Origin of the sequence: Paradesulfitobacterium ferrireducens, assembly GCF_017310645.1 — a bacterium.
Lineage (GTDB): Bacteria > Bacillota > Desulfitobacteriia > Desulfitobacteriales > Desulfitobacteriaceae > Paradesulfitobacterium > Paradesulfitobacterium ferrireducens.
The window spans coordinates 128,196-140,997 of sequence record NZ_JAFLRH010000022.1 but is presented as its reverse complement, the minus strand read 5'-3'; the positions used below and the strand labels follow the sequence as shown (position 1 = coordinate 140,997).

General features: G+C 52.3%; 14 protein-coding genes, 1 pseudogene and 1 riboswitch. Of the genes and pseudogenes, 6 read left to right on the top strand and 9 right to left on the bottom strand.

What is annotated here, in order from left to right:
* Positions 1-105: 105 nt before the first annotated feature.
* From J0X21_RS09405 to J0X21_RS09395, 3 genes are all read left to right on the top strand, one after another.
* Positions 106-1,149 (top strand): ABC transporter substrate-binding protein, encoded by a 1,044-nt coding sequence (locus J0X21_RS09405; protein WP_209011364.1) that lies wholly within the window; start codon positions 106-108, stop codon positions 1,147-1,149.
* 78 nt (positions 1,150-1,227) lie between these two features.
* Entirely contained in the window at positions 1,228-2,019 is a 792-nt protein-coding gene (locus tag J0X21_RS09400; RefSeq protein WP_206811938.1) for an ABC transporter ATP-binding protein, read from the top strand.
* 140 nt (positions 2,020-2,159) lie between these two features.
* Positions 2,160-2,315: a hypothetical protein gene (locus J0X21_RS09395; RefSeq protein ID WP_206811937.1), complete on the top strand. Its 156-nt coding sequence runs from the start codon at positions 2,160-2,162 to the stop codon at positions 2,313-2,315.
* Positions 2,316-2,440: 125 nt separating this feature from the next.
* Here J0X21_RS09395 and thiC read toward each other — a convergent pair whose 3' ends face one another.
* The 6 genes from thiC to J0X21_RS09365 all read right to left on the bottom strand — a co-directional run bounded on the left by thiC (position 2,441) and on the right by J0X21_RS09365 (position 8,521).
* The gene (thiC, locus tag J0X21_RS09390; protein WP_236006173.1) at positions 2,441-3,718 is read right to left on the bottom strand and encodes a phosphomethylpyrimidine synthase ThiC; all 1,278 of its coding nucleotides are present in this window, start codon (positions 3,716-3,718) and stop codon (positions 2,441-2,443) included.
* Positions 3,703-4,830 carry a thiamine phosphate synthase gene (gene thiE / locus J0X21_RS16075; protein ID WP_328812640.1) on the bottom strand — a complete coding sequence of 376 codons (1,128 nt, stop codon included), beginning with the start codon at positions 4,828-4,830 and terminating at the stop codon, positions 3,703-3,705. Before thiE ends, thiC begins: the two co-directional genes overlap by 16 nt.
* Positions 4,827-5,951, bottom strand: coding sequence for a 2-iminoacetate synthase ThiH (gene thiH, locus J0X21_RS09380; protein ID WP_206811936.1), 1,125 nt, complete (start codon positions 5,949-5,951; stop codon positions 4,827-4,829). Before thiH ends, thiE begins: the two co-directional genes overlap by 4 nt.
* 92 nt (positions 5,952-6,043) lie before the next feature.
* Positions 6,044-6,844 (bottom strand): thiazole synthase, encoded by an 801-nt coding sequence (locus J0X21_RS09375; RefSeq protein ID WP_206811935.1) that lies wholly within the window; start codon positions 6,842-6,844, stop codon positions 6,044-6,046.
* Between the two features lie 2 nt (positions 6,845-6,846).
* Complete coding sequence (gene thiS / locus J0X21_RS09370; protein WP_206811934.1) at positions 6,847-7,047, bottom strand: sulfur carrier protein ThiS; 201 nt, start codon at positions 7,045-7,047, stop codon at positions 6,847-6,849.
* Positions 7,048-7,251: 204 nt separating this feature from the next.
* Positions 7,252-7,356, bottom strand: a riboswitch (TPP riboswitch).
* Positions 7,357-7,528: 172 nt separating this feature from the next.
* The gene (locus J0X21_RS09365; RefSeq protein WP_206811933.1) at positions 7,529-8,521 is read right to left on the bottom strand and encodes an asparaginase; all 993 of its coding nucleotides are present in this window, start codon (positions 8,519-8,521) and stop codon (positions 7,529-7,531) included.
* Positions 8,522-8,693: 172 nt separating this feature from the next.
* Here J0X21_RS09365 and J0X21_RS09360 point away from each other — a divergent pair, with 172 nt between their 5' ends.
* Complete coding sequence (locus tag J0X21_RS09360; RefSeq protein WP_209011363.1) at positions 8,694-9,671, top strand: glycosyl hydrolase family 18 protein; 978 nt, start codon at positions 8,694-8,696, stop codon at positions 9,669-9,671.
* Positions 9,672-9,751: 80 nt separating this feature from the next.
* Here the strand turns inward: J0X21_RS09360 and J0X21_RS09355 are convergent.
* Positions 9,752-9,955 (bottom strand): annotated as a pseudogene (locus tag J0X21_RS09355) (thioredoxin family protein); the annotation flags it as partial.
* Between the two features lie 12 nt (positions 9,956-9,967).
* On the bottom strand, positions 9,968-10,411 hold the full coding sequence (locus J0X21_RS09350) for a thioredoxin family protein (RefSeq protein ID WP_206811931.1): 444 nt from the start codon (positions 10,409-10,411) through the stop codon (positions 9,968-9,970).
* A 213-nt stretch (positions 10,412-10,624) separates the two neighbouring features.
* Here J0X21_RS09350 and J0X21_RS09345 point away from each other — a divergent pair, with 213 nt between their 5' ends.
* Positions 10,625-10,894, top strand: coding sequence for a late competence development ComFB family protein (locus J0X21_RS09345; protein ID WP_206811930.1), 270 nt, complete (start codon positions 10,625-10,627; stop codon positions 10,892-10,894).
* Between the two features lie 317 nt (positions 10,895-11,211).
* Positions 11,212-11,886, top strand: coding sequence for a Crp/Fnr family transcriptional regulator (locus J0X21_RS09340; protein WP_328812636.1), 675 nt, complete (start codon positions 11,212-11,214; stop codon positions 11,884-11,886).
* On the opposite strand, the gene J0X21_RS09335 is transcribed toward J0X21_RS09340, so the two are convergent.
* A complete protein-coding gene (locus J0X21_RS09335; RefSeq protein ID WP_206811928.1) occupies positions 11,845-12,711 on the bottom strand; it encodes a hypothetical protein in 867 nt (288 codons plus the stop codon). The genes J0X21_RS09340 and J0X21_RS09335 overlap by 42 nt on opposite strands.
* Positions 12,712-12,802 lie beyond the last annotated feature (91 nt).

Below are 12,802 nucleotides of genomic sequence, written 5' to 3'. Positions count from 1 at the left end.
TCTTGCATTCCTTTAAGGTCTTAACCCATGATTTGAACCTGACTTTATTCTGACTCCTGACTACTTAACAAACCAATAAAAACGTATATAAAGGAGTAGATTTACTTGACTAGATTAATAACCAATTCGTTAAGGAATAAACGTTTTAAATCCCGTCCCGCCTTAGCTTTAATAACCGTTTTCATAATCCTCAGCCTCGCGCTTACAGGGTGTGGCAGTCAAGCCCCCGCTCCCTCAAGCCAGAGCCTGACCCCGGTCACGATTATGCTGGACTGGTCACCCAATACCAATCACACCGGACTATATGTGGCCAAGGATAAAGGTTATTTTAAAGACCAGGGACTGGATGTTCAGATCGTTCCTCCCTCCAGCCAGGGCACGGTTGAACAATTAGTGGCAACCGGAAAAGTTGCTTTTGGAGTCAGCCAGCAGGAACAGGTCACCACCGCCCAGGCCAACGATCTGCCGCTGGTTTCATTGGCCGCCGTCATTCAGCACAACACCTCCGGCTTTGCCTCGGTTCCGGAGCGCAATATCAAAACAGCCAAGGATTTAGAAGGAAAGACCTATGGCGGCTGGGGACTGCCCTCGGAAGAAGCGGTATTAAAGGCCCTCATGCAAAAGGAGAATGCGGATTTTTCCAAAGTTAAAATGGTGAATATCGGGGAAGCGGATCAGCTCACGCTCTTAACCAAAGATATTGATGCCACCTGGATTTTTTACGGCTGGACCGGCATTGAAGCAGAGCTGCGCAACCAGCCCCTGAATATGATCTGGCTTAAAGACGTGGATCCGGCTTTGGACTATTATACCCCTGTGATCACCACCGGGGAAAACAACCTTAAAACCAACCCTGACTTGGTGCGCCGTTTTATGAAAGCAACCAGCGAGGGTTATGAATATGCCATCAAAAACCCGGCGGACGCAGCCGAGATTCTGATTAAAAATGCGCCGGAAGCGAATCCCGACCTCATTCGCAAAAGCCAGGCCTGGCTCAGCCCCCAATACCAAGCCGATGCTCCCCGCTGGGGCGAACAGAAAACAGCGGTTTGGGAAAACTATGCGAAATGGCTGGTCGAACGCAAGCTATTGCCGAAAATGATTGACCCAGCCAAAGCGTTTACCAATGAATTCCTGCCGTCAAAGTAACATTCTTAAGGCAGAGATTTAGATAGTTGTGTCAAGAACCCGAGTTACTAATCCCAGTCTTAGGCGAGGTGACATCGAATGCTTGCCCTTCAAGGTGTGTCCAAGTCCTATCCTGAATACCGCCTGCCGGTGCTTGACCCAATTGACCTGGAAATCGAAAGCGGCCAGTTTGTTTCCCTTATCGGCCCCTCCGGCTGCGGCAAGAGCACGCTCTGCAACCTGATCGCCGGACTGGAACAGCCGGATGGAGGGACAATCATGCTGAACGGGCGTCCCATTCAAGGAAGCGCAGGCAATGTCGGATATATGCCGCAGAAAGACCTGCTCCTCCCCTGGCGCACCCTCCTGGATAATTTAATTTTAGGCAGTGAAGTCCGGCGCCAAGATAAAAAGAACGCGCGCTCAGAAGCCCTTGTGTGGCTTAAACGCCTCGGCCTGGACGGATTCAGCAGCCATTATCCTCAGCAACTGTCCGGGGGCATGCGCCAACGGGCCGCCTTGATCCGGACCATCCTTTTCGGACAGGACACTTTGCTTCTGGATGAGCCTTTCGGAGCCTTGGATGCCCTTACCCGCCGCCAGATGCAGGAATGGCTGCTGGCGCTTTGGCAGGAAACACGCCATACCGTTCTCTTCATCACGCATGATATTGAAGAAGCCATGCTTCTCTCAGACCGGATTATTGTTTTAAGCCAGAGACCGGGCAAGATCGTCAAAGACGTAAGTGTCCCATTCCCCCGCCCCCGTCATCCGGATATCCTGCTGCGCAAAGAAGCGATAAAGCTGAAAAAAGAGCTGCTTGAGCTGCTGTCGGCAGAGGTTAAAGATGAGCTTTACGATTCCTCGGTATTGGAGAAGCAGGTGCTTTAGTAAACTTACAATCAAATTAATAGGAAGTGGCAGGGACCACTTCCTATTAATTTTTTATAAACAATGATTTTTTGTGTAACCAAATAGGGTAGTTAAAACGTCTATATTGTAGAAAGATTTTTGAAGAAGGGAGTGCCTTAATGAATAGCTTAGACTTCTTTGCCACCGCAGTCTCATTTTCATTTTTAGGGTATGCCCTCTGTTATTTGACTATGTCCCAGCAAAGCCGCCAAACCAAGAAAGCCCAAACCGAAGAGAGGGGGATCAATCCCCCTCCCCGGAAGTCGCTGGATTGAACGAGACTTCATTCAGGGGGGGATTCAACCCCCACTGAATGTTAGTCGAGTCCATACTGGACTTAACCGCCCTTTGGCACCCGCCGCCTATAGAGGCGAGGGACTTAGGGCGGGTTAGTTCAGTGTTAAAGAGCCGCCAGCCTGTTCATAAGCCTCATTGAGCACATCTCCCCGCACATGGTGCAGCTGTCCTCCTGAGCCGGTGCGGATTCCTGCCGGTAGCGCCGCGCTTTTTCCGGATCAAGCGCCAAATTAAACATCTTTTCCCAATCCAGCGCCTGGCGGGCGGCGCTCATTTCGTGGTCCCACTCCGCTGCGCCCGCAATCCCCTTGGCGATATCCGCGGCATGGGCTGCTATTCTGGAGGCAATAATCCCCTCATGCATATCCTCTAAGGTCGGCAGGCGCAAGTGTTCAGCCGGAGTCACATAACAGAGGAAATCCGCCCCCGCCTTCCCAGCCAGTGCTCCCCCAATGGCGCTCGTGATATGGTCGTAGCCGGGGGCAATATCCGTAACCAACGGCCCCAGAACATAGAAGGGAGCTCCGTGGCAAAGCTTCTTTGCCAACAGGACATTGGCCTCCACCTCATGAAGCGGAATGTGGCCCGGCCCTTCGATCATGACCTGCACCCCTTTAGCCCAGGCCCTCACGGTCAATTCACCCAGTACGATTAACTCTTCAATCTGGGAGGCATCCGTGGCATCGGCCAGGCTTCCCGGGCGGCAGGCATCCCCCAGGCTGAGCGTGACATCATACTCCGCACAGATCTCAAGCACCCGGTCAAAATACTCATAGAACGGGTTTTCCGCCTGGTTCAGCTCCATCCAGGCGTAGAGCAGGGAGCCGCCCCGGGATACGATGTTGGTCAAACGCTTTGTCCGCTTAAAATGTTCCACCGTTTGCCTGTTCAGTCCGGCATGAATAGTCACAAAATCCACCCCGTCCTGAGCGTGTTTTTCGACCACAGACAAAAACTCGGCCGGAGAAATATCTTCCAGTTTCTTCCCTAAATACCCCACCGCATCATACACCGGAACAGTGCCGATCATGGCCGTGGACTCAGAGATTAAGCGCTGGCGAAATTCGGCGGTCTGACCGTAATTGCTTAAATCCATGATCCCTTCCGCCTTAAGCTCCAGTGCTTTTTTCACCTTGGCCAGCTCATTTTCGATGCGGGCACAGTCTTTGGAGATTCCTAAATTGACGTTGATTTTCGTCCTGAGCCCTTCCCCGATTCCTTCCGCTTCCAGGCTGTGGTGGCGATGGTTGGCCGGGATAACCACCTTCCCTTCGGCAATTTTACGCCTTAGTGTTTCTACCTCCATATTTTCTTTCGCTGCCACCTGCCGCATTTCCGGGGTAATCTCTCCCTGGCGGGCAGCCGTCATTTGGGTTGCCATGCTAACACCTCTTTCTCTTCCTGCAGCATGATGTCCTGCAGGGATTTTATTTTCCCCACGATATCGGAACTGCCTACAATCTCCGTGACCAAAGCTACGGTTTTCGCTCCGGCACGCACGACCTGGGCCAGATTGTGCTCCTTGATGCCGCCGATGGCCACGAACGGAATCTTTACGTTTTGAACCACATAGCGCAAATACTCCAGACCTACCGGGGCGCAAACATCCGCTTTAGTATGGGTAAGAAAAAGCGGCCCCACCCCGATGTAATCCGCACCGTCTGCCGCTGCGGCCTGGGCCTGTTCCGGGGAATGGGTGGAAACCCCGATCATCAGATCCGGACCCACCAGTTTCCGCACCACAGGCAGGGGCAAGTCTTCCTGGCCGATGTGCACTCCATCGGCACCGACTGCCAAAGCCAAATCAGGGTGGTCATTCACAATAAACAGGGCGCCTGCTGCCTGGGTCATACGCCTTAGCTCCAGACATTCGCGGTGCATCTGCTCCCGGGTTTTCTCCTTTTCCCGGTACTGAAGAATTTTTACCCCGGACTCCAGAATTTGCCGCGCAACCTCCAGGTTGCTCCGGCCTAAGGAATGCTGCTCCGAAGTCAGGGCATAAAGTCCCGGTGGCAGAATCTTCCTTAAAGGGTTGCCGCTTTTATCCTTGTGCGCATAGAGATAAGGTGCAAGTGCAAGCTCCAGGCTATACGAGGCAAAGCGCAGCTTTTCTGTTTCCTTCGCCAAAGGACGCTCTCCCAGTAAGTGGGCGGATTCCTCCAAGACACGCAGCCCTTCTTGCACCCGTTTGAGATTGGCCAGGAGCAGATCTTTGAAATCCTTTTTGCCGTCCACTGCTTGCTTCTGGCTGATAAAAAGCCCGGGATCACGCCCTACGTTGCGCTCCTTTAGAAGACGGGGCTGAAGTGTTTGGAAAAGCTGGCGTACTTGATGGCGCAGGCTCCTGACCACCAGGCATTGCGTTTGATCTTCATACCGGAAGCGCAGGACATCTTCCACCACTCTCAGCCCTTCGGCGACCCGGTTCAGATTCGCATCCATCAGGCGCAAAACCGGCTCGGACGGTTTTAGCATCGGCGGATTTATGCTCATCCGGCCACACTCCCCTTGCCCTTTAGATTGATCCAGTCGCAGAATACCGGCTGATACCCACGCGAACGCAGCATAGCCGCAATTTCAGGCACTGAGCGCTCATCGGCAATCTCAAACTGGGTGCTTCCCCCTTCCGAAGCATACCCCCCCACAGAGGTTAAAGAACCGGCCGACATTTTGGTGATTCCCAAAGGAAGCAAAGCTTCCCGCAAACTTGGGCTTTCGCGGGTGGATAAGGTAATTCCGGCGCGCGGCAGGTACAGACGGTAAACAAGGATGATCTGGACCAAGGCCGCATCCGTGACCGGACCTGCCTGTGGCTGAAACCCGCCGACATGCGGCCTGAGCCTGGGTATGGAAAGCGCAATTTCCACATCCGGGTAATGCTTTTGCAGATAGCGGGCATGCAGGGCAGTGGCCCAGGCATCCTCCCTCCAGTCCCCGAGCCCCAGCAAAGCCCCTAGGTTAACGCCCGGGATTCCCGCTCGGCAGGCCCTTTCCGGGGTCTCCAAACGCCAGCGGTAGTCGCGCTTAGGTCCGGCGGGGTGGACTGAAGCATAAACATTTTCATCATACGTCTCCTGGAAAAGGGTTAAGGAATCCACTCCGCTTTCATAAAGCTGCCGGTACTCTTCTTCCGCTAAGGGATAAATCTCAATCCCCAAGGACGCAAAAGACGGGCGCAGGCGCTCCACACAGGCCTGAATGTAATCCGGGCCGCTGTGCCGGCGCGATTCCCCGGTGAGGAGCAAGAGATGAGCGAGCCCGGTGGCCGCAATGGCCTGACCCTCGAGCTCCACTTCTTCCAGGGAAAGCTTGCGCCGCTCAATTTCATTGTTATGGTTGAAACTGCAGTACAAACAACGATTGGTACAGTAATTAGCCAGGTATAACGGAGCAAACAAGGAGATTGTCCGCCCGAAATTGCGCACGGTCAGACTGCGCGCCCGCTCTGCCATCTCTTCGAGCAATGGCAGGGCGGCCGGAGACAGTAAGGCCTTCAAATCAAAAGCATCCAATTGTTCCCGAGCCAAGGCCTGCCGGACATCGCTTTCCTGGAAGGTATACTCTTCATAGGCTTTTAGCTGCTGGCGTTGCGCCAGAAGAAAATCATAAAACATGGACACCATCCCTTAACTCATACTCGGTTAAATACAACAATTCCCTTCACTACCTTATTAGAGAAAAAATCCTTTCCCAGCCTTCTTTTGCATCAGCCTAAAAAACCTGTCAACGGGGAAGAGGCCTGGGCCCGCTCACTCCGGGCACCCGGTCCGGCAAGATGGGCCAGTCGGCCTGCCTCCACCGCCAGTTTGAAAGCCCTGCCCATCACCACAGGGTCTTCCGCCGTGGCGATGGCAGTATTCACCAGGACGGCCGCCGCCCCCATCTCCATAGCCTCCGCCGCTTCCGACGGTCTTCCGATCCCGGCATCAACGATCACCGGCAACGGAATTTCTTCGATCAAAATTTTTATGAGCTCCCGGGTTTTCAAGCCGCGGTTGCTACCGATGGGAGCGCCTAAAGGCATCACGGCCGCAGCCCCAACCTCAACCAGCTTGCGGGCCGTGCTTAAATCCGGGCTCATATACGGTAGGACGGTGAACCCCTCTTGGGCCAGAATCTCAGTCGCTTTGACCGTTTCAAAATTATCCGGCAATAAGTAGTGCTGATCGCGGATCACTTCAATCTTTACCCAGTCTCCACAACCTGCCGACCGGGCTAAACGGGCAATCCGCACGGCTTCTTCAGCTGTGCGTGCCCCGGAAGTATTGGGCAGGAGCACCAGGTCATCTGTAAGGTAATTAAGGATATTTTCCTGGGGATTATGCCAATCGACCCGTCTCAGGGCCATGGTCACAACTTCAGCAGCGGCCGCTTTAATCACTTCCGGTATGAGCGCCTGGGCCGCAAATTTCCCCGTACCGACGAATAAGCGGCTGCCCAGCTTCACTCCGCCGATTTCCAATACATCCTCCGCTGAGTTATTCAAGCGTGCTAACTTCTTATCCATCTTTATCCACCTCCCAGTAAAACAAGCACTTCCAGCGTATCCCCTTCACGCAAAAGAGTCTTTGGCCATTGTTCCCGCTTTAGCACTTCCCCGTTATACTCGACCACTGTCCAGGGTTTGTCCTTCCTTTGGACCTCTAGCCACATCTGCAGCGTAAACTCTCCTTCGATCTCCACCGATCGGCCATTCACGCGAATATTCATGTCCCCCGCCTCCTTTCTTTTGGGTCTATCCTTGCCGAGAGCCCCCGCAGATTACGAGACAAGAACATGAATCTTCCTTTCCCTGACACCTAATTCCGGCCTAGGCCTTACCTCAAAAAAGAAAGAACAGCCACCCCGCGGGCAAGCTGTTCTTGGAATTCCGATTTTTATTAGCCGAGCTAAAGCTAAAGCTGTAGCTGAAAGCGTATCGGATCCAGGCTTTCCTACGCTGGTTCTAACCAGATCAGGTTCAAAGGGTTAAGAGCAGGCTCTTTCTCAGCCCCCTGCGGGGCACCCCTAGCTAAAGATTAAATTATAAGATCTTGCTGAGATCTCCTAAGTTTTATTATAGTCCATGCGCGCTAAGCTGCAAACATTTTTTAACACTAATTTCCCTAATATACGGACTAATTTCCCCAAAATCTGACTTGAATCAACTTATCTATATGCTCTCAGTTATGAATACTTTCGCTCACAAGGGTTACGGACAAGCCGCTCCCCTGCCCGCGAGCATCGATTTTATCTGCGCCATTGGAATTCCCTGCGCTAGTGCGATTGCCATCAACAGCCTCACCTTCTCCGTGGATAGGTCGGATGCAAACCAGGCACCCGCCCGTTCTAAGTCTGCACCCCCACCAGGATAGCCATAGACCGGGGCGGTGCGGCCGAACAAACAACGTGAGGTAATCACCACAGGCACCCCTTGACTAACAGTCCGTTCAATCTCTGGCACCACTTGAGGCGGCAGGTTGCCCCGGCCAAAGGCTTCGATCACAAGCCCGGATAGCCCTTGCTTTATTAACATTTCTATCTGGCCTACTGGCATCCCGGTATATGCCTTAATAATCCCGACGTGAGCCAAATGCTCAGGCAATCCCAGCTTTACGGTCGGCTCCGGCCTCCGGTGCCAAATCACATCTCCATTATCGATATTGCCCAAGGCCCCGATTTCTCCCGAACTGAAAGCGTCCACACTGCTCGTGTGCAGCTTGCGTACATCCCGGGCAGCATGAATCTCTTCGTTGAGGGCAATGATCACCCCGCGCCCCCAGGCATGCCGGTCGAGCGCGATCAGCATCGCTCCCCGCAGGTTGCGCGGACCGTCAGAATCCCGTTCAGAAGCATCCCTTTGGGAGGCGGTTAAGATAATGGGGCGTGAATCACGGATCGTCAGATCCAGAAAATAGGCCGTTTCCTCTAAGGTATCCGTCCCATGGGTAACCACAACCCCTTGAATATCCGGTTCAGCAAGGAGCCTATGCTCGATTTCCCCGGCTAGTTCAAGCATACGTTCCGGGGACATGTTGCAACTGGCCAGGTTGCTAAAGTCAAAGACTTCCCAATCTGCTTCTTGCACAAGCGCCGGCAAGCTTGCCAATAAATCATGTCCGCTTACTGCCGGAACCGCCTTGCCACGAGCATCTTTACGCATTGCGATCGTGCCGCCGGTAGCAATCAGCAAAACCTTTCCCATAGGCTGTCACCTTTCTTAACTCTTTCAGAAAGCAAAATTTGTGGAGTTTCGGGCAAATTCTTTTCGTGTACAAGAAAAATTCTTCCTGTCTCTCACATATTCTTATCATAAAAGGAAGTTTCGTACCTACAGGCAGTATGGCGCTTAAAATAATTTAAGGGGGAATATAATTTTGGCTAACTGGACTGAACAAGCTAGGCGCCTCGTCGAAAAACGGTTATGGGTTCTGGGGTATACCGCCGAGGATTATCCGGGAGATACCCGCTCCCTGCAGAGTCTGAGACAGTACAGCAGCAGTATTGACGTGTATGCGGATTTTGCCTATTTGGTCCGGCCTGATGCCTCGTTCACGGGCAACCTAAGCTCCGGTTTATGGACTGAGGCAAAAGCACGAGGAATTGCTCCCCTGGTTCTCTTTCATAACTTCAGCGGTTCCCGCTTTGACCCGGAATTGATTGGCGGAGTTCTTTCTTCATCAGCCCTCCAGCGTACCCTAATCAATAATATTCTGGAACTGACTCCTCCATCAGCTGCCGGCGTACATTTAGACTTTGAAGCAATTCGTGCGGAGGCTCGAGTGGCCTATGTCTCATTTCTCGAGTCCATGGCGGCCGCGCTGCACCGGCGGGGCCAATTACTCACCCTGGCCGTCCCGGCCAAACGTTCCAAATGGGAAGGTACCGGGTATGACTTCGAGGCCATCGGTCGTCTTTGTGACGCGGTCACGATTATGACCTATGATGAACACTACAGCGCAGGAGAAGCCGGGCCGGTAGCCAGCCTGCCCTGGATGACCCAAGCCCTCGATTATGCGGTGCAGCACATTCCGCGCACCAAGGTTTTAGTCGGAATTCCCGTTTACGGCTATGACTGGTCCAGCGGGCCGACACGCATGACTCCGATGCGTGATATCCCGGATCTGGTCACCAACACCCAGGCCCGCATTCTCTGGTCAGATCCTGCTGTTGAACCGTATTTTTATTATTGGCAAGGGCGGGAGAAGCATACCGTTTGGTTTGAAAACGAGCTCTCAGCCAAAATCCGTTTCGGCTTTGTCAAATCTTATCGCCTGCGTGGTATTGCCATCTGGAGGCTGGGGTATGAGAACAGCCGCTATTGGCAGGGGCTAAACAGCAAGCTTAAGCGTTAGTGTAATTATCGCCGTAAGCTGTGCCGTAAAGTAAGAAAACCTCCAACCGGAGGTTTCTTACTTTAGATTGGGCTGAGCATCTATTGTACGGCTTTCATCAAATTCTTGACGAAGACGGCCTCGGGTACCGCTCCCTCGAATTGAACTTCTTCATTGATGACTGACTTGGGCACGCCATACACATTATACTTTTGGGACAGATCCGGAAACTCAGTCGCTTCAATAGACTCTGCCTGAATATGTGAATTCAGCATGGCAAACTGGTGAGCCGTGCGCACGGCACGGGGACAATGCGGTCAGGTAGGTGTGACAAAGACTTTAATCGTCACATCTTTCTGGACAGACTCAACCTGGCTGATGACATCCGGAGCCAGCTTAACCTTGCCGCTGGACAGATCTGCCAAATCTTCAATAAGTACTCCGAACTCATACCCGGACGGAATACCATAAAATCTTACCCCGGTATCTGTTCCCTCTTCCTTTTCCAATACCAGAGCAGGAAAATACTTAATGTTATATTCCTTCGCTTTTTCTTCGGTGGTCATTTTGTGGACAACCAAGTTTAGTTTATCGCTTAGTTCCACAACTTCTTGCGCAATCTGCTCCGTCTCTGAACAATACATGCACTCTCCCTCGCCGGGATCTTTCAAAAAGAGACGGAGAGTGACCGGATTAACGAGTTGCTGGGAAAAATAATCCTTGATTGCACTGGCATCTTTCTCGGACAACAACTTAGCCAACCTTACCCCTCCTTTAGTTTGAATTGAGAACTATCCACGCTCTTTATTCTCACTTAGCTTTGCCAAACGTGGAAATTTTATGTCCTTAATTATAACGGAGAAAAACCGATTTGTATACCCCTTACGGGTATAAAACCGGGAAAATTTTGCTTGTTCTGCCCTAATTAAACCAGTAAGATATGGTTAGGAATAAACATAAGAGGAGGCGCTCCTATGTATGAATTAAAAAACCATACCGAAACCGTCGTTCGCCAGGCACTGCAGGATTATTTAAAGCGGAAACCGTTAAGCTGCGGCTGTGAACGCTGCCAGGCCGATATCATGGCTATGGCTCTTAACCGGCTGCCTGCCCGCTATTTCGTATCTCTAAAAGGAGAAATTATCACGCAATGGGAATCCCAGGCGCTCCCCGACCAAGCCCGCGTCATGGCCGAAGTGGTCCGGGCCTGCCAGCAGGTTGATGCTTCCCCTTCACATGAATAAAGAGGGTAATTTATAACCCTCTCTGAGAACAGTCAATCCAAGTTTATCAGAATAATTACAGTAAGCACTACAGCTATAAGCACGGTTAATACCCGAAAGGAATTAGTGATCTGCCACTGCAGGCGCACCGGAACAAATTCTACTTCCATTCTTGGAACTTCCTTCTTTCTCCTGAAAATAGCGGTGAGCTCCCTTACCCCGGAATCCTATTACTATTTTATGCCCGGGACAAGATTCAGGACTCTGCCGCTATTCCTACCCCTGACTCCTGAATACTTCTCTCTTAAGTAATTCTTACGGAAATGAGGTCTCAGCCCGTGATCTCTGCCCATGAGCTATTGCGTTTTTCCCTCTTCTCCTCTTTAAAACCGGAGGATTTGACCCCGCTCCTTCCCCATCTTAAGCGACAGCAATTCCGGAAAGGGCAAATACTCTATACGGAAGGAGAAATGGGCTCTTATGTATATTTTGTCCTCTCCGGCCAAATAAAACTCAGTAAAACCCTGATTGACGGAGATGAACATATACTCGACTGGTATGGACCGTACACCAGCATTGCGGAGGAGCTCCTGCTGGAAAGCGGCTCCTATCCCGCAACCGCCGAAGTCGTGGCCGACAGCACCCTCTTGGTCTTAAACAACAAGGCCATGGCAGACATCGCCAAAAAAAGCCCCGAGATCGCGCTGGCCCTCATCCGGACCTTAAGCAAAAGGCTGCGCCTGGCCCAGGAATTTATTCGCATTTTAACCAGCCGCTCCACTGCCGGGATTCTGGCAGCCTTGCTCTTACGCCTGGCCCGGCCCGCAAGCGCCCCCGGCCAGCCGATCTATGTCGACGGCACCCTTACCCACCGCGACTTGGCCAGTATGATCGGGACGTCGCGGGAAGTAGTTAACCGGACCCTCAGCAATTGGAAAAAAGCCGGAATCATCTCCTTGCGTGAAGACCGCTTAGAAATCCTCCGACCGTATGAACTTGCTGACTGGCCGTAAACCCTCTAATTCACCCACAATCCGCCAACATGTCTCCCAGCTCAGATCCTGCCGCCGCCAGAAAACCATGGCAGCGCGTAATTTTTCCGTGCTTTCCCCCGCCAAGGATAAGGCAGAGGGGGTAGTCCCGCCCCACGCCTGAAACCACTGTTTATAACAGTGCGCATACTCAGGCGCTTGGCTCCCCAAGTATTTGAAAGCATAAGCACCGGCCAGAGCGTCCAGCATCGGCTCCTCTTCACCACGAATATAAGTTTTCCCGTCCAGATCCGCGCCTGAAACTAAAAGCAAGAGAAACAAGAAATGGATTCGCACCACAAATCTCAGTTTTTCCGGATTAAGCTCCAAAATCTCGGCTAATTGGCTCAAGGGCTTTAGAAATATTTTAACAGAGCTTTCCCGTACCGAACACACCCCAAACGCTTTCAGCTCGACCGGAAAGAGATCCTGGAGCGCATTTTCTTTCAAATTCTGAAGGAGGTCTTTTTCCGCCTGCAGCATCCGTTGTTCCTTTTTGGCCAATTGCTCAGAACTGGTACGCAAGAACGACTCGGCCTCCAGCGGGCGCTCCGGCAGCTGCTCCGTCCATTCCCGCAGACGCGAGCGCCGCGGCAGCAGGACATCGAGAAATGACCCGGTCTCAGCCAGCAAACGGTTAAACGCACCCTGAACCTTTCCCGGGTCACGGTAAAAGCCGCGCATCACATTTTCCGCAGCCCGCGGCACCTCCATGGACTCTTCAAAACGGATCACGGGTTCTCCGCCCTGTTCGGGGAATTTTAGACCCATCGCTTGTTCGATTTCCGTACGCAGCGACACCCTCATTCCTCCCCTAGGTTCTTGTCTCTTGTTTTCATCATATGGTTTATAACCGCAGTTCAGACCAGTGAGCACAGAAAAACCGCATTAATTTGAC